The 19,946-nt window shown below is 32.7% G+C and carries 3 protein-coding genes; all 3 read left to right on the top strand.

Annotated elements, in window-relative coordinates; translation table 11 throughout:
• The first annotated feature begins 2 nt into the window (after positions 1 to 2).
• From AC1DS7_RS07430 to AC1DS7_RS07420, 3 genes are read left to right on the top strand one after another with little or no spacing between them, the layout of a single operon-like run.
• Positions 3 to 4,487 (top strand): non-ribosomal peptide synthetase, encoded by a 4,485-nt coding sequence (locus AC1DS7_RS07430; protein ID WP_215588951.1) that lies wholly within the window; start codon positions 3 to 5, stop codon positions 4,485 to 4,487.
• A gap of 23 nt (positions 4,488 to 4,510) precedes the next feature.
• Positions 4,511 to 7,678, top strand: a complete 3,168-nt coding sequence (locus AC1DS7_RS07425) for a cyclic peptide export ABC transporter (protein ID WP_476998883.1) — start codon at positions 4,511 to 4,513, stop codon at positions 7,676 to 7,678.
• Complete coding sequence (locus AC1DS7_RS07420) at positions 7,662 to 19,901, top strand: amino acid adenylation domain-containing protein (protein ID WP_476998882.1); 12,240 nt, start codon at positions 7,662 to 7,664, stop codon at positions 19,899 to 19,901. Before AC1DS7_RS07425 ends, AC1DS7_RS07420 begins: the two co-directional genes overlap by 17 nt.
• The last annotated feature ends 45 nt before the right edge of the window (positions 19,902 to 19,946 follow it).

Raw genomic sequence — 19,946 nt, 5'->3', positions numbered from 1 at the left:
ATTTGAAGTATAGAGAATATTTTTCACTAACTCATCCTCAACAAAGGATTTGGTATATGGAGAAAATTAATCCTCATCAGCCATTGCATAATATTGGGGGAACAGTAAAGATACAAGGAGAAGTGGATTTTGATTGTCTTGAGAAAGCAATTAATTATTTTATAAAAAAAAATGATGGAATCAGGCATCGATTTGTAGAATCGGATGAGAAGGTTCATCAATATGTGGAGAAATATCATAAATATCAAGTTCGATATACTATTTTTAATAGTCAGAAGGATTTAGATGCCTGGGTTCAGCAGGAAGCTGCAAAACCTTTCGATATCAATGAACAAGACTTATTTGATTTTGCTTTGTTCAAGTTACAAGATACTAAAGAAGGGGGATATTTCGTTAAGGTCCATCATATAATTTCTGATGGTTGGTCTATGAATCTTTTAACTGAACAGATTTGTAATGCATACACTCAAATTTTGAAAGGTGAAAAAATAACAGATCAGCTTAATAGTACCTATATGTATTGCCTTGAGAAGGAAGAATCCTATTTAACTTCAAAAAGATTTATGAAGGATAAAAATTTTTGGAATGAGAAGTTTAGTAAGCTCCCAATTGTGAAGCGGAAGAACGAAGTAGATTGTGCAAAGGCAAATAGAAAAACATATTCTTTAACAAATAATCAATCGGATGAAATTAAACAATTTGCTACTGACATAAATGTTTCTGTGTACGCATTCTTTGTTGCCCTATATTATATTTACTTAAATAAAGTAAATGGGCAGGATGATTTAATTATTGGAATGCCTGTACTTAATCGAGCGGGGAAAAATGAAAAAAATATTGTGGGGATGTTAACAAGTACTATGCCATTTCGTCATACTGTTGATAGTGAAATGACAGTCATAGATTTTATAAAAGGCATTAATCGTGAATTGGTTCGCTGTTATTATCATCAAAAATATCCATATGATGTATTGGTGAAAGATTTGGAATTAAAGAAAAAGGGATACGGTGATTTATTTGATACATGTATTAACTATTACAATACAAAACTTCCTACTGAAATTAATGGTACACCAATAGAAAATGAAGAATTTTACAATAGGAATCAGATTTATTCAATTCAATTGATTATTCGAGAATGGTCTAGATTAGGAGGATTTAATCTAGATATAGATTATAAGGATCATATGTATACAGAAAAGCAAATTGAACAAATGTATCTTGGAATCAGTCATTTACTAAATCAGATGTTGGAGTCGCCTAATAAAAAGTTGATGGAATTAGAAATTTTACCAGAAGATATGTGGAATAAATTGATATATGAATTTAATGCAACGAATAGGGAGTATCCAAAGGACAAGACAATCCATCAGCTTTTTGAAGAACAAGTAGAAAGGACACCAGATAGAGTTGCGATTTGCCTGGAAGATAAGGAACTTACGTATCGTGAATTGAATGATAGATCTAATCAATTAGCGAGATATATATTAAAGAAAAATGTAACAAAAGGTACAGTAATAGGAATATCAACTACGCATTCTCTAGAAACAATTATTGGAATTTTAGGAATTTTAAAAGCGGGAGCGGTATATTTACCTATTGATCCACAATATCCATCTGAACGGGTCAATTATATGCTGCAAGATTCAGATATCAATATTCTGTTCACTAATTTTGATATTTCGCATCAATGGGATCTTTCTTTGTATGCGGTTGAGGTTATCCATATAAGTGCAGCTCATATTTATATGGGAGATACTTCTAATATTAAAAATAGAAGTGAGCCGACTGACCTTGCTTACATCATATATACATCGGGTTCTACGGGAAACCCTAAAGGTACAATGATTGAACAGAAAGGATTGGTTAATTATATTTCCTGGGCAAATCAAGTATATGTAGGCGCAAGTGAAAATGAAGTTTTCCCATTGTATTCATCTCTTGCTTTTGATCTTACTGTTACAACTATATTTACCCCATTAATTAGTGGTAATCAGATTATTATTTATCCTGCTGATGCAAACGAATATGTATTATATAGGATATTTAAAGAAAAAAAAGCAAGTATTATTAAATTAACTCCATCTCACCTGTTTTTATTGAAAGATTCAGACTTTGTTGGGTGTTCAATTAAAAAAATTATTGTTGGTGGAGAAAATTTAACAGTAGACCTTGCCGCAAACATACAGAAAAAATTAGGTAGAGAAACAAAAATATATAATGAATATGGGCCCACAGAAACAGTTGTAGGATGTATGATTCATCAATTCGATATTGAAAAAGATAAAGGGGTATCTGTTCCTATTGGTGTACCTGCACAAAATATGAAAATATATGTGTTGGACTCCGAACTTCGCCCAGTACCAATGGGAGTTGTTGGAGAAATTTATATTTCTGGGGAAGGTGTTGCAAGAGGATATTTTAACAATCAGGATTTAACAAGAGAGAGATTTATTGTAAATCCATATTCGGAAAAAGAGCAGATGTATAAATCGGGTGATTTAGCTAGATTTATTGAAGGAGATAAGATTGAGTATTTGGGAAGGAAAGATGATCAAGTAAAAGTTCGTGGGTTCCGCATAGAACTAAAAGAAATCGAAATAAACTTGCAAAAATATCCGAGCATTAAGGAAGTGGTAGTGATTGATCAAGAGGATTATGATGGAAACCACTATCTTTGTGCCTACTATACTGAGAATGCTAAGGTGAAGACATCCGAACTATTTAGATTCTTAAAAGAGATCTTACCAGTTTATATGATTCCTTCGTATTTTATTGTGTTGAAAGAAATACCGTTGACGTTTAACGGAAAGCTGGATAGAGAGGCCTTGCCGAAACCTGAAGTTAAAATAGAGAAAAAAACTGAAGGTGAGATAGAAAGTGATTTAGTAGGTATTATACGTGAAGTATTAAATGTTGAAAAAGTAAGTATAAGAGACAACTTCTATCATCTAGGCGGGGATTCCATTAAAGCAATTCAAATTTCTTCTAAGATACGTGAGAAAGGGATTAAAATAAAAACAAAGGATATTTTGGCTAATCCAGTTATTGAAGATATGATTTTATATTTAGAAATGACTAGCACAAAAGAGCAGAAGAGTAATCAACAATGTGTTGGTAGTATTGAAACGATACCATCTATCTCATGGTTTTTTTCGCAAGATTTGAACAATATAAACCATTATACACAGTCAGTGTTAGTCAAAGTAAAGGATGACGTTGAGGTTGGGATACTTGAATCGGCATTTAGCTTATTAGTTTGTCATCACGACGCTTTTCGCTTGAATTACCGGATGGAAACGAAGGAATTATTTTATAATCAAAATAATTACAATAAAAAAATAAAAATAGAATCATTAGATTTATCCGAATTATCAAAAACAGAGCAAGGTATTCGTATTGCTAGTATTGGAGAAATATTGAAATCGAGCTTTAATATTGAAAATGAAATTCTTCTTAAAGTTTGTATATTTGATTTGGGCGATTTTGGTAAAAGATTATTAATGACAGCTCATCATTTAGCTGTTGATGGTATATCTTGGCGAATTATTTTTGAAGATATAAATCAATTATATAAACAGATAGAAAATAAGCAGAAAACTTCTTTGCCGCCAAAAGATAATTCGGTACAGGATTGGGCAATTGAGTTAAAGAGAATGAGTAAAAAAATTCCAGAATCAGAAAAGCGATACTGGGAGCATGTATATCAATATGAAGAGAATTCATTTAAGGATTTTGATTTAGGATTGGATCGTATGGAATTTTGCGAGAAAATGATTAAGAAGTTAACAGAAGAAGAAACTATGCAGCTGTTACAAAAAGCAAATGAAGCTTATCGAACAAAAGGTAATGAACTAATGATTATAGCGCTATCATTGGTAATGGCTAAGTATATTAAAACAAATGATGTGATTATTGAAATTGAAGGGCATGGGCGTGAAGAATTAAATGATGAAATTGATGTATCGCGAACTATTGGATGGTTTACGAGCCTATTTCCAATTCGGTTACAATTTGAGGATGTAGATATATCACAACAAATTAAACAATTAAAAGAGCAATTGCGTAGCGTTCCAAGTAAAGGTCTAAATTATGGAGTTTTAAAGTATATTTCGAAGGAATTAAGTTCCGAATCTCGAAAGTATGTTCGTTTTAACTATTTAGGTGATTTTAATGCTACATTTTCCAATGGAATTTTTGAATTTGCGTATGAAAATTCCGGTCAAGATAACAGCAATAAAAATGAGATGGATTGTTTGCTAGATATCGTTGCGTATACAGTAGATAAAAAGTTGAATTTGTCGATTACGTATAGCAAAAACAAATTTAAACAAGAAACAATATCGCAATTTTTCATGGAGTATATGAATCAATTGAGAGATTTGATTCAACATTGTTGTCAGAGAAAACATGCTGAATTCACCCCATCTGATTTTGAAACGGCAAACCTCTCGAGTGAAGATCTTGAAAATATATTTAATATATGATATTAGAGAGGAGTCATTCAATCATGATGAGAGTAAAAGTTGTTTTGATTACCCTTGTAATATTATTAAATGTACAGATGCTATTTGGGATTCAAATAGCAAATGCAGAGAATGATAGAATGTTTACGGAAAACGATAAAGAACAACTAGACTCGCTTATAAAAAAACAAATGCAAGAAGCCAAAATTCCTGGAATGTCAGTGATAGTAGTCAAAGGTGATCAAGCTGTATATAAAAAAAGTTTTGGCTATTCAAATCTTGAGACAAAGCAACGTGTAACGGAAAAAACATTATTTGAAATCGGTTCGAATAGTAAGGCGTTTACAGCTCTCGCAATATATCAACTTGTTCAAAAGGGGTTAATTGATTTAAAGGACCCTGTTAGCAAATATTTGCAGTGGTTTCAAATGATATATGAAGGTAATTATAAAGGACAACAACTTAATAAAAATGTTGAAATAACTCTTGAACAGCTTTTATATCATACGAGTGGGATCCCTTTTCATACCATTGGGGACATACCTATCTCAAATGACAATGATGCGTTGGAAAATACAGTTAGAGAAATATTAAATCAAAAATTGGAGACATATCCAGGAGAGCAATTCAATTATGCCAGTATTAACTACGATATTCTAGGATTAGTTATACAAAAAGTTACCAATCAATCTTTTGAACAATACGTTCAGAATAATATATTAAACCAATTTAATATGGATAATACTTTTTTGTTTAGAAAAGATGTCGCTAAATATGATATGTCAAAGGGATATAAAATAGGTTTTTTAAAGCCTATAGAGTTTAATGCACCTATTTATCGAGGAAATACACCCGCAGGTTATTTTATCTCAAATAATGAAGACATGGAAAAGTGGCTTCGTATGCAGCTTGGGATATATGGACTAAGTGATGATCACCAAAAGGCAATTTATAGTACACATATACCAAACAGATCAGTTCCACCATCTGAGGATGGCTCTTCTTATGCCGGAGGGTGGCAAGTTTTTCAAAATGGTCCTGGTGAAATATCACATGCAGGAAGTAATCCGAATTTCTCCTCTTTCGTTGTATTTCATCCTCAAGAGAAGTTAGGAGTTGCGGTGATGGCTAACATGAACTCCGATTACACTCAAAATATTGGCCAGGCTATTATGGACACACTTGTGGGGGAGAGTGTGGTGACAAACGGTAAAGATACGTATAAGAGTATTGATGCCTTTTCTGTTACTGTACTTTTGTTTATGGTTCCTTTTTCAATTATTACTCTATACTTCATTTTCATAGTTATGATTCAGGTGTATAAGAAAAAAAGGAAGTTGGAAAAAAATAAATTTAAAAGTATTTGTATTCCCTTTATAACGTTTCTGTTTGCGTTCTTAGCTGGGTATGCCCTTTATAAAATTCCATTTGTATTTTTCGGGAGACTTTCTTGGGATTTTGTTAATGTTTGGTTACCTATCAGTATGAGTTTTGCGGTATGGGCTACTTTAATTAGTATTGTACTGTTCTGCCTATATTTATCTTTAATAACTGTTTTTCCTTTGCATAATAAGAAAAATTTTTTTCCGATTTTTGTGTTGAGTGTAACCAGTGGTTTTGGAAATGCGATGATTATTTTTATTATTAATGAAGCTTTAACTAGAAGTAATTATTCAAGCAACAATAGTTTATTTTTATATTTTTTGCTAGGAATTATTACTTATGTATTAGCGCAAAAATTGGTACGGACGCAGTTGATTACCATTACAAATAATCTGATTTATGAAAAAAGGACCCAGTTAATTAACGATATATTAAAAAATCCTTATGAAAAAATTGAAAAAATAGAGTCAGAAAGAATTCAAACCACCTTAAATAATGATACAGAAGCTATCAGTAATTATGCTGCCACCATAATTACTGGTTTGACTGATTCAATTACACTTTTATGTTGTTTGGTTTATTTGGGAGTAATTAATGTTTATGGACTGCTTGTTTCTATTGCAGTTATTTTGGTTGCAGCAGGTATGTATTATGTAGCTGGAAAATCAGCTAATAATCTTTGGGAACAAACAAGAAACATCCAAAACACTTTTTTTAGATATATAAACGATCTCATTGGCGGTTATAAAGAGTTAAGCATAGGAAAGTCAAAACGAGAAGAGTTTGGACAAGGGATGCAAGAGAGCTGTGAGGATTATAAGGATAAGCGGATTCAAGGTGGTCTTAAGTTTGCTAATGTTTTTATTATTGGTGAATTGCTGTTTGTTATGGTAATTGGGGCTGTTACATTTTTATTTCCGCTTTTATTTAAAGGGGTACAGAGTGAGTTTTTAAGAAGCTATGTTTTTGTTTTTCTTTATATGACAGGACCTCTACATAGTATACTCAATACTATCCCTAATGCGATTCAAATGAAAATTAGTTGGAAGAGAATAAATGATTTTTCAAGGTATTTAAAAACCGAAACTAATAAGACAGACGTAAACAGTACTTTGATACCTCAAAGTAAAATAAACATGGAGATTAAAGAGGTAGTATATCAATACGAAAGTGAACATGGAGAACCTTTTCAAGTTGGGCCAATTAATTTTGAACTTAAATCAGGAGAGGTTGTATTTATAACCGGTGGCAATGGTAGTGGTAAATCAACTCTTGCTAAACTAATTACAGGTTTGTATTCTGCAAATAGCGGAAACATATTTGTTAACAATCAAGAAATAAATCAGGAACAGTTAAGAGAGCTATATTCCGCAATATTTAGTGATTTTTATTTGTTTACAAAAGTCTATGGTATTGACTATAGCTCAAAGGAAGAAGAAATAAAAAAATATTTGAAAATATTACGTATCGATGAAAAAGTACAAATTCAAAATGGAGAATTTAGTACAACTAAACTTTCAACAGGACAACGAAAAAGACTAGCACTATTAATTAGCTATTTAGAGGATAAATCTATTTATCTATTTGATGAATGGGCGGCAGATCAAGACCCTGAATTTAGACATTTTTTCTATACAGAACTATTGGCTGAATTAAAGGAAAAAGGAAAAGCTATCATTGCTATTACTCATGATGATAGGTATTTTCATATCGCGGATAAAGTTATCAAGATGGAAAGAGGAGAAATTATAGAAAATATGAAGAAGCATAATTATTTAGATTCATTTGATTGTCTCAAGGAGGAGCTCAATGATGATAAAATTGGATAAACAAAATTTGGAAGATATTCTTGGTTTAACACCAATACAGGAAGGGTTGTTATTTCACCACTTAAAAAATCCTCAAAGTGATGAGTATTTTGAACAGATATGTTTGGGGATTTTAGGTAGAGTTGATGCAGGATTGTTTACGAAAGCTTGGGACGCGGTTGTCCAAACAAATGAGCAGTTACGTACACTATTTCGTTGGGGAAAAGTGAAAACTCCTGTTCAAATAGTATTGAAAGAACATACCCCTCATATTAAAATAATTGATCTTACACACAAGAGTGAAAGTGAAAAAAATATTTTACTAGAAGAGATAAAAGTTAAAGATCGTGAAAAAAAGTTTAATCTTCGAGAAATACCATTCAGGGTTACTTTGTGCATATTAGCAGAAGAAAGACATGAAATGATTATAAGTAATCATCATATTATATATGATGGCTGGAGTAATGGAATTATTTTAAAAGAATTCCTAAACGCATATCGATGCCTTAGTGAATCAGAAACTTACAATCTGCCTACTAAAAAAAAATATAAAGATTTTATTAAATATATTCAAAAACAGGATAAAGAAGGGCAGAAAGTATTTTGGCAAGAGTATTTAAAAGGATTTAACTCGCAAAATAGATTGGAAGTAACAAAAAAGAAACATAAATCAATTCGAAAAGATCATCAGTATCGTATTCAATTTTCAAGGGATAAGTTGGAAGGATTTGCGAAGGGAAATGAAGTTACTCTTGCCGCCCTTGTTTATAGTTTATGGGGAATTGTGCTACAAAAGAATCATAATATCGATGACATTATTTTTGGCGCAACTATTTCGGGTAGAGCAGGAACATTTAATGGGATTGAAGAAATGGTAGGCCTATTTATAAATACAGTTCCATTAAGAGTTAAAAAGGATTCTGGCGAAACATCTATAGAACTTATCAAAAAGTTAAATAAGACATTGCAGGATTGGGAATTGTATGGGACATCATCTTTAGTAGATATAAAAAAATATAGTGAATTGGATACGGAAATCGACCTTTTTGATACTATTGTTGTTTTTGAAAACTACCCTTTAGATCAGACGATACTGACAAACAAAAATAGAATCGCTTTGAACTCATATTCCACCTTTGAAATGACTAATTATGGCTTATCTATTAGTATAAGTTTGCACAAAGATATTGAGATATGTTTCAGTTACAACGAACAATTATATGAATCATCTAAAATTGAGCGTTTAGCTCAGCATTTTACTATAATTGCAGAAGCAGTCATAAAAAATCCTCATAAAAAAATAGAAGAGATTGATATCGTATCTATTGAAGAGAAAAAACAAATCCTTTTGGAATTTAATAATACTCGTAAAACATATTCACATCAGTTGACGATTAGTCAGTTGTTTGAGCAACAAGCGATGAAAACCCCGGATAATGTTGCGATTGTATATAAAAATAGGACTATGACTTATGAAGAATTAAATGACATATCCAATAGCTTATCAAATGAACTGCTTAGAAAAGGAGTGAAAAAGGGTGAGATTATTGGAATCATGACGGATCCATCAATTGAAATGCTAATAGGGATAATTGCTATTTTAAAAGTCGGAGCTGCATACTTGCCAATTGATCCAGAATATCCAGAGTCAAGGAAAATGTATATGATACAGGATAGTCAAACAAAGTTCATATTGACCAGTAAGGATGTAAGTAATAAAAACGACTATGTAATTGGAAAATTCAACAATGATTGTATTTTTATATTGGATAATAGTAGAAAATTTTCGGGTGAGACTCTTCTACCAAAAGTAAACCTTAGTCCGAATGATTTATTTACGGTTTTGTATACTTCAGGTACTACAGGAAAACCTAAAGGTGTAATGATAGAAAATCGAAATGTTGTTAATCTTGTTCAGTGGTTTGGAAAAACATTTAATATAACGGAAAAAACAAATCTATTACAACTAACAAATTATGTGTTTGATCCGAGTATTGAGGATTTTTTCGGTACATTACTTTATGGAGCGACATTACATATAGCCGAAAAGAATTTAATTTTAAATAAGAAGCATTTTTGTGATTATGTTGATCAACATGAAATTCATATTATTAATTTCATACCGACTGTATTAAAAGAATTATTATGTCATGATCGCAAATTGCAGAGTTTACACACAGTTATTTCAGGTGGAGAAAGACTAGAAGAATCATTAAAAGATGCACTGATTGATAGAGGATATAAATTATATAATAATTATGGTCCAGCAGAAACGACAGTGGATGCTTTAAGTGTTGAATGTTCAGAAAATACCGTCTCTTTAGGGCGGCCGATTTCAAATGTTAGATGTTATATATTAGATAAAGATAAAAATATTAGTCCAATAGGTGTTCCTGGTGAGTTGTATATTGCTGGAGACGGTGTAGGAAGAGGGTATTTGAATCTACCAGAATTTACAAATGAAAAGTTTATGAATGATCCCTTTAATCCAAATGATCGTATGTATAAAACAGGGGACTTAGGAAGATGGCTTCCAAACGGAGAAATCGAGTTTCTTGGAAGAGAGGATCATCAGGTGAAAATCAGAGGGTATCGGATTGAACTTTCAGAAATTCATAATTTAATATTAAAAAGGAACTACATTGAAGATGTTGCTGTAATTGATTGGGAAATTAATAATGGGAAAAAAGTTATCTGTGCATATATCGTTTCCCATGTTCAGGTTAACATGGAGGAACTTAAGGGATTTTTAGCAAAAGAATTACCAGATTATATGCTTCCGTCATACTATATTCAGCTAGAGAGTCTGCCCTTAACTTCCATAGGAAAGCTTGATCGAAGGAACTTACCAACTCCTCAAATTCATACTTATAAAGGTTACGTTGCTCCAAAAAATAAAGTTCAAGAAGAACTAGTAGAGGTATGGTCTGCAGTATTGGGTCTACATCAGGGGGAGATTGGTATACATGATAACTTCTTCGAGTTGGGAGGAGACTCAATTTTAAGTATTCAAATAGTAGGTAAAGCGCTTCAAAAGGGTATAGAGATTACCGTGAGTCAGATGTTTGAGAACCAAACGATAGCAGAACTGGCGGATTGTATTGCAGATATTAAAGAAAGCTATAGTGAAGATCAAATAGAAGAACCTGAGACTGGAGAAGTGCTTCTTACACCGATTCAAAAGTGGTTTTTTGAGCAAGATTTGGAAAATTATCATCATTGGAATCAATCTGTGCTATTGGAAACACGAGCAGGTATAAATCCGAATTTGTTGCATGAAAGTTTTCGTATACTTACAAATTATCATGAGAGTTTTAGGCTCCGTTATTATCAAAGGGCTGGAGAATGGATTCAAGTTTATTCAGAGTCCGATGAGAATGTGCTATTTGAATTACATGATTTTAATAATAGTCATATGCATGAAATTTTATCAAAATTGCAGTATGAATTAAACATTACAGATGGGCCATTAATTAAAGTTGCATATTTTGATTCCGGGGATCAGGAAAAAGGAAGGTTGTTTATAACAGTACATCATCTTGTAATAGACGGATATTCATGGCGACTTATGCTGGACACTCTACAGATGATATATGAACAGCTTACAAATAGTGGCTCTGTTCAACTTCCAGTGAAAGGCCTCTCTTTTAAAAAATGGTCTGAGCATCTCTATGAATATGCTTATTCCAATCAATTAAAAGATGAACTTGCTTTTTGGAAGAACAATGTCCCTTCTTCTGTAAATACTATACCTATTGACATGGAAGGGGGGAGAAATGATGAAAACTCTGCTCGTACACTTTCTTTTATGTTGACGGAGAAAGAAACAAAGTATTTACTGCATGACACGTATCAATTATTTAAAATGAGAATTGATGATATTCTGCTTTCCGCACTTTCAAGTACATTAGCAAATTGGAGTGGTGAAACACTAGTTGATTTGGAGGGCCATGGTAGGAATCCTTTGTTAAAAGAGTACGACACTTCAAGAACTGTAGGATGGTTTACTTGTGTATATCCTATTGTTATGGGCGACATTGAAAAAGAGAAGGGCATAGCAGAAATATTGAAGCAAGTAAAAGAGCGGTATCGTGCTATACCAAATGGTGGAATTGGTTATGAAATTTTATATTACTTAGCAGAGAAAGAGATGCGAGGGCAAATTTCGTCTAGGAAAAGGGCACAAATAAGCTTTAATTATTTAGGACAGTTCGAACAAGCAATTAAAAAACAGCAGTTATTTAATATAGCGGATGTGAATACAGGACCAACCCGTGATTTGAATGGAATTAGAAGTCACTTGCTTGAAATTGAATGTATGATCGTTGATAAAAAATTATGTGTAGAATGGAAATATAGTGCGAATAGTCATTTGGTTGAAACCATTCAAGGCTTGGCAAAGGATTTTGTCAACAATTTGAAGGATATAATTGACCACTGTCAAACAAAAGAAGGTACATATTTGACGCCTTCAGATTTCCCACTTGTCTCCATAGATCAAAAGAAAATTGATGAATGGATTGAGGTATATAAAAATATAGAAGATATATACATGCTTTCACCAGTACAACAAAGTATGGTTTTTCATCATATCTATTCACCAAAATCGTCAGTAACTGTGGAGCAAACAATATTTTCAATAAAATCAAAACTAGATATTGAGATATTTGAAAAGGCTTGGCAAAAACTTTTAGATAGACATGAAAGTTTAAGAACATCATATCATTGGGAAGGACTAGAAGAACCTGTACAGATTGTTCATAAAGATTTAAAAATTCCTTTTCAAGTTTTAGATTGGACAAATTTTTCGAAATCTGAAGGATTGCAAAAGTTAGAACAACTTATTGAGGAAGATCGTAAGAAGGGATTCGACCTTTCAAAACCACCACTTATGAGAATTTTGGTCATTAAGCAAGAAGAGTATGCCTATGATGTAGTATGGACGCATCATCACCTTCAGTTAGATGGTTGGTGTAATAGCATCCTCTTTAAGGAACTGGGTCAGTGTTATGAAGCATTATGTGTTGACGAAAAGATAACATTTGGACATGTATATTCATTTAAAGATTATATCGACTGGTTACGTAGGCAAGACAAGAAGAAAGCGGAACGATTTTGGAGAACCGAGTTAGATGGATTTAAAACACCTATACGATTCAATAATATTTTTCCTGCAAAAAATTCAAATCAGTTATCTGCTTTTGGAGATGTAGTATACGAAGTGTCTGAAGACAAACAACAGATAATTCAAGACTTTACTAGAAAGAATCGGATTACACTAAATACTATGATTCAGGGGGCTTGGGCAATTCTTTTAAATCGCTACTCCCAAGAAACAGATATTATTTTTGGGGTAACTTCATCAGGGCGTCCGGCCGAGTTAGAAGGTTCGGATTCAATAATTGGTTGCTTTATGAATACTCTTCCTTTTAGGGTAAAGATAAATAAAAATGTAAATTTGATTAAATGGCTTAAAGATGTACAACTGAAGCAGGTTGAAATGCGTCAATATGAATATACCTCACTCGTTGATATAAGAAGTTGGATTGATATGCCAAGAAGCTCTGCCTTATATGATTTGTATGAGAGTATTGTAATTGTTGAAAACTATCCATTCGATGTGAAATTGAAAGACGGAATTGGTTCATTACAAGTGAAATCAGTACGTATAGATGAACAAATGGATTATCCTTTGGTTGTTTATTGTAATCTACAACCAAAGCTTCAATTGAAGCTACTATTCAATAGTTCCTTTTTAAATGAAACAGAAGCAAATCAGATACTTTCACATTTAATCAATATTTTGTGGGAAATGCTTGTTAGCGAAGATGGTAAGTTAGAGAATATCTCAATGATTTCCGAAAAAGAACTTACACATATTTTAAGTGATAATAATTCTACTTCATTGGATTATCCTAAGAATCAATGTTTTCAGGATTTATTTACTGATCAAGTAAAATTAAATTTAAACAAACCTGCTGTTATACAGGGGAATGAAAGTTTATCTTACACAGAATTAGATATACTTTCAAACCAGTTAGCGCATAAGCTAATTAAATTAGGGGTAGGGCCTGAAATACCTGTGGGAGTGTATGTTGAACGTTCACCTAAAATGATTGTAGGAATTTTAGCTGTTTTAAAAGCTGGTGGAGCTTTTCTACCTATAGATATGGATTATCCTGGCGAAAGAATAAATTTGATGTTGAAAGATGCCCAAGTACCTATATTACTCACCCAAAATAATTTACAGTCGAAGATTAGAGAGTATCAGGGGCATACCGTTTGTCTTGATATAGAATGGGATTCAGTGCGCGAAGAACCAAAAAACCAACCGAGTGTTAGAATTGAACCCCAGAATTTGGCATATATCATCTATACTTCGGGTTCTACTGGTCGACCAAAAGGTGTAATGATGTCTCATGAAGCAGTTGTAAGCCACTCCATTGATATTTGCAAACGTTATGAGCTGACACCGGAGGATCGTGTTCTTCAGTTTTCTTCGATAAGTTTTGATATTTCACTTGAACAGATTTTTACAACACTAGCTGCAGGAAGTTCTCTTGTTTTGCGTGATAAGAATATATGGACTCCTTATCAGTTTTCTCAGAAATGTGTTGAACTTGGACTCTCAGTTGTTAATCTACCTACAAATTATTGGGGCGAAATTGTACAAGAATGGTATACAAGACCAGAAATAATTCCAGATAGTAACCTCAGACTCGTTATAGTTGGTGGGGAACAAATGCCAGCGGAGAAAGTAGGGATGTGGGAACAGTTACCTTTAGAAGATATTATTTTGTTAAATGCATATGGACCTGCTGAAACGGCGATGACAAGTACTTTATATGAAGTGTCTGGAAAAAGAACTAAAAGTGCCGACTTAAAAGTTATTCCCGTGGGAAAACCACTTGCTAACAGGCGCATTTATATCCTTGATGAGAACATGCACCCTTTGCCGATTGGAGTGAAGGGGGAAATATTCATAGGTGGCATACCTTTAGCTAGAGGTTATATTAACAATTCTAAGTTGACGAAGGATAAGTTTATTCGAGATCCGTATTATCATAATTATGGAAAAATGCTTTATAAAACAGGAGATATGGGGAAATTACTTTGCAATGGTAACATTGAGGTTCTGGGGCGGAAGGATGACCAAACAAAAATACGAGGGCATCGAATTGATATAGGAGAGATTGAAGTTGTTTTAAACAAATGTGATAACATAAAAAACTCTATAGTTGTCGTGAAGAATGGAGTAGCAAATGATAAGTATCTTGTTGCATTCTATGATTCCCCCTCACATGGTACAAATAATCAATGCAGTATAAGGGGGTTTTTGCGGAAAAAACTTCCTGAATATATGATTCCTTCTTATTTTATTCAACTAGGAAGCCTTCCGCTCAGTCCGAATGGAAAAATTGATCGGAAGTCCCTAGAAAATATGGAGATTAAAGTACAGTTTGATGAAGAGTATCAAAAACCTTATAATACGATACAACAAAAACTTGTAAGTATTTGGAGAAAGATACTGGGAACTGATGGTGTAGGCATTAATCATCATTTCTTTGAAATTGGGGGACAATCATTAAAAGCAATAACACTTGTTTCTGAAATTCATAGGGAATTTGAAGTTGAACTTCCACTTGGAAATATATTTGCATTTCCTACTATTAAGGAATTGGCTGTAATCATTGAAGAAATGATGGGGAAAAAAGAAACATATGAAGTGATTCGTCTAGCACCACCACAGGAGTATTATGAAGTCTCTCCAGCACAAAAAAGTATGTATATTGTTAGTCAATTGAATGGTGCATCTACAAACTATAATATTACCGGAGCAGTATTTCTTGAAGGGGAAGTTAATATAGTACAGATAGAAAAGGCATTGCAAGCTTTAATTAATCGCCATGAAAGCTTGCGAACATCATTTAAACAAGTACAAGGGAAAATAGTTCAAAAAATCCATCAGAATCCTGAATGGAATATGCAACACTTGTATGCAGATGAACAAAATTTTGAGAGTGTTGTTGAAACATTTATTAGACCATTTGATTTAGAGAAAGGGCCCTTGTTCAGAGCAGCAATTGTGGAGGTGCTACCATCATCGAAATATTTGCTTGTTTATGATATGCACCATATTATATCCGATGGTTTATCAATGGGAATTTTAATTAGAGAGTTTGCATCTCTTTATCAAAAAAATAATTTGCCAGACGTAAGAATTCAATACAAAGATTTTTCAAACTGGCAAAACAAAATGATAGAATCCGGGAACTGGAAACTAAAAGAACTGTACTGGCTTGAAATATTTTCAAAAGAAATACCATTACTCAATTTACCAACTGATTATCCAAGGTTAGATGAGCCAATGTTTGAAGGTGATGTAGTTCAATTTAATTTGGATGCATATTATACATCTAAATTAAATGAAATCTCAAGCCAAAAAGGAGCTACTCTGTACTCATTATTACTTTCGGCATTCAATATACTACTGTTTAAATATAGCGGACAAGAAGACATTATAATTGGAAGCCCGGTAGCAGGAAGACTGAATTCTGAATTAGAAAATGTGGTAGGTATGTTTGTTAATACACTTGCGCTCAGAAATTATCCTACTTCAGAGAAACGGTTTGAGGATTTTTTGAAAGAAGTTGCAAGCCACACACTTCAAGCTCTCGAACATCAGGAATATTCATTTGAGATGCTCGTTGATAAGCTACAATTGCGAAAAAATGTGAATCGTCATCCTCTGTTTGATGTGATGTTTGCTTTTGAAAATGTTGATGCAGTAAGGGCGGAAATAGGTGATTTTGAAATTAAACCGTACGAGTATACGAATCGTACATCTAAATTTGATTTAGAGCTGAAAGTAACTGAGCAGGATGGACAACTTCGTTTTATATTTGAATATAGTACAGGTTTGTTCCGTAAAGAAACGATAGAACGAATGGCGGAACATTTCGTTAAAATTATTGATACTATCATAGAGGACATTACTATTCCAATTGAGGAAATTGATCTAGTAACCATGAAAGAAAAAAATAGAATAGGTGTTTTTAATAATACTGATACTTTGTATCCAGAAGAAAAAACGATTAAACGTATATTTGAAGAACTGGTGGAAAAACATCCGAATCGTACTGCTGTAGTGTTTGGACAGAGAACAATAACTTATAAGGAATTAAATGATAAAGCAAATCAATTAGCTAAACACTTGATTAAGAAGGGGGCAGGAAGTGATACAGTAATCGCTTTATTAGCTGAGCCTTCTATTGAAATGATCATTGGACTATGGGGTATTATTAAAAGCGGGGCAATTTATTTACCTCTTGATCCGGAGTTTCCATTAGAACGAATAAATAGCATGATTGAAGACAGTGATACAATTCTTCTTTTGACTCAGTCTCACTTAGTAACTTCTAATGATTTTACTTGTGAGGTTATGGAATTGGAAGATAAGAGCTTATTTTTTGAATGTCCTTCAAATATAGAGGAAAGAAGTACAGTTGATAATCCAATATATATTATTTATACATCTGGTACCACTGGGCTCCCAAAAGGGGTACCGATTAAGAATCAAAGCTTGGTAAATTATATTTCATGGTTCACACGAGAAGCAAGTATAACGTATAGGGATAAAACACTACTATTATCTTCCTTTGCATTTGATTTAGGATATACAAGTTTGTATACAGCTTTATTAAATGGGTGTGAGTTACATTTAGTTCCAAAAGAACATTATATGCTCCCAGAAACCCTTATCACATATTTGAAAGAGAAAAAGATAAGTTATATAAAACTGACTCCTTCACTATTTAATTATTTAGTTAACCATCGTATGGTTGAAGATTATGAGAATTGCATGGCGCTAAGGTTAATCGTATTGGGCGGTGAAGAAGTGAAGTCGGCTGATATTAGTAAGTTTAATAGGGTGTATCCGCAAACTGTAATTATGAATCACTATGGACCTACAGAAACTACTATTGGCGCTCTATTTCACAAATTTAATGCTACTGATTTTGACCTTGTATCCAAGGGAACGGTTATTGGAAAGCCAGTAGATAACACGAAAATATTCATTTTGGATAGAGGTCAAAAACTTGTTCCACTTGGAATGGCTGGTGAAATTTGTATTGGGGGAGTAGGAGTGACAGAAGGTTATTTGAATCAAATTGATTTAAATAGCGAAAAGTTTATTACGGTTTCACCTTTGGGACATGAAAAAATCAAACTCTATAGAACGGGAGACTTAGGGAGGCTCACATGCCATCAAGAAGTAGAATTTCTCGGAAGAATTGACAATCAATTAAAAATTCGAGGATATAGAGTGGAGTTAGAAGAAATAAATTCAGTACTGTTGCAACACGATATGATACTTGATGCAATTGTTGTTCCAAAAAAAGATAAAGAAAATAATAATATACTATGTGCTTATATTGTGTTGAAAGAGAATGAGAATGGGTGGGGAATAAGGGAATACCTTTCAAGTAAGATTCCTTACTACATGATGCCCTCTATCTTTATTAAGTTAGATAGAATTCCTTTGACTCCAAATGGTAAGCTAAATGTTAAAGCACTCCCAGAAATTAAGGATGAATTATTGATAAAAACTAATTATGAACTGCCTGAGGATCCAATTGAAAAAACTGTTGCACAAATGTGGGAAGAAACTCTTAATGTTAAGCAAATTAGTATGAATGACTCGTTTTTTGAAATGGGTGGAAACTCATTGTCGTTAATGCTTTTAATGGCAGAAATTCACAAAAAGTTTAGTGTAGATATATCGTTAAGAGAAGCGTTTAAAGCACCAACAGTAAGAGGTATAAGTAAGCATATAAAGAAAAGATCTGAAAGTAAGTATGTGTCATTACAACCTGTAGAAAAGAGCGAATATTACGACCTTTCTTCAGCTCAGAAAAGGATATATACACTACAACAGATGGAAGGGATTGGAACTAGTTACAATATGCCAAGAGCAACCTTACTAGAAGGTGAAATCAATCTGGATAAATTGGAAAAAGCTTTTTGTGAGATTGTAAAGAGACATGAGGCATTTCAAACATCTATTGAAGTAGTAGATGGTGTGCCCAAACAACGAATTCAGGGAGAAGTGGATATAGAAATTAGTTATTCTGTTTTAGATGAACATTTATGTTCTAATCCATCAAGTAAGCTGAATGTCGAACTGGAAAATATAATTGATGAATTTATTGAACCTTTTGATTTAAGTAAAGCCCCTTTAGTAAGAGTTAGGATCATTCGCTTAAGTAGTCATAAACATGTGCTCTTAACAGATATGCACCATTTGATTTCAGATGGATATTCAGTCAATATTTTACTGCAGGAGTTATCAGAATTATATCAAGGAAAACTGTTACAGGAAAACCCTATTCAATATAAAGAATTCGTTTATTGGCAGAATGAGTTTTTAAAGACAAGTGCTGCAAGTATACAAGAAAAATATTGGTTAGATGTACTTTCAGGGGATCTTCCAGTATTAGATATGCCTACGGATTTTCCTAGACCAATTATACAAAGCTTTGAAGGAAATAGTTTTATTTTTGAGGGAGGAAATGAATTAAAGCAACGTTTAGACAATTTATGTTTAGAAACAGATACGACATTGTACATGATTTTGTCTGCAGCTTATAGTATTTTGTTATCAAAATGTTCCTCGCAGCACGATATAATTGTAGGAATGCCTATTTTAGGGCGGACACATTCTGATTTGAAAAATATCATTGGTATGTTTGCAAATACTATTGCAATTAGAAGTTTCCCTATTGAGAAAAAAAACTTTACGGAATTTTTGTCAGAGATTAAAGAACAGTTAATTAAAGCGTATGATAATCAAGATTACCAGTTTGATATGATTATTGATAAGTTAAAAATTAAGAGAGACTTAGGGAGAAACCCTATATTTTCTACAATGTTAGCTTTTCAAGAATCTCAAATCAATGAAAGTATAATGGGGAATTTGAAAATGACGCCTGTTCAATATAGAAATAAAATTTCGAAATTTGATTTAACCTTATTTGTAGAAAAAGGAAAAAAAGAGTTGTTTTTTGAATTTGAATATGCAAGTAGTTTGTATAGAATGGAAACTATAAAAAAATTAGCGGAGAATTTTTTAGGTATCTTAGACACGATTAGTTCAAATAAAGAAATAAAATTAGAAAATATTGAGATTGAAGGGTTAGTAATCGAGAATACAGAAATTGAAAATGTCAAATTTAATTTTTAAGATAGATAAGATATTGGTTATTGAGGCTATTCCTAATATGATACT

It is taken from the genome of Bacillus sp. P4_E1, from assembly GCF_056401715.1.
This window is presented reverse-complemented; position numbering and strand designations above follow the sequence as displayed.

Bases quoted from the DNA above. Each gene is read 5' to 3' on its own strand.
- AC1DS7_RS07425 (WP_476998883.1), top strand. From the start codon at position 4,511: ATGATGAGAGTAAAAGTTGTTTTGATTACCCTTGTAATATTATTAAAT.
- AC1DS7_RS07420 (WP_476998882.1), top strand. From the start codon at position 7,662: ATGATAAAATTGGATAAACAAAATTTGGAAGATATTCTTGGTTTAACA.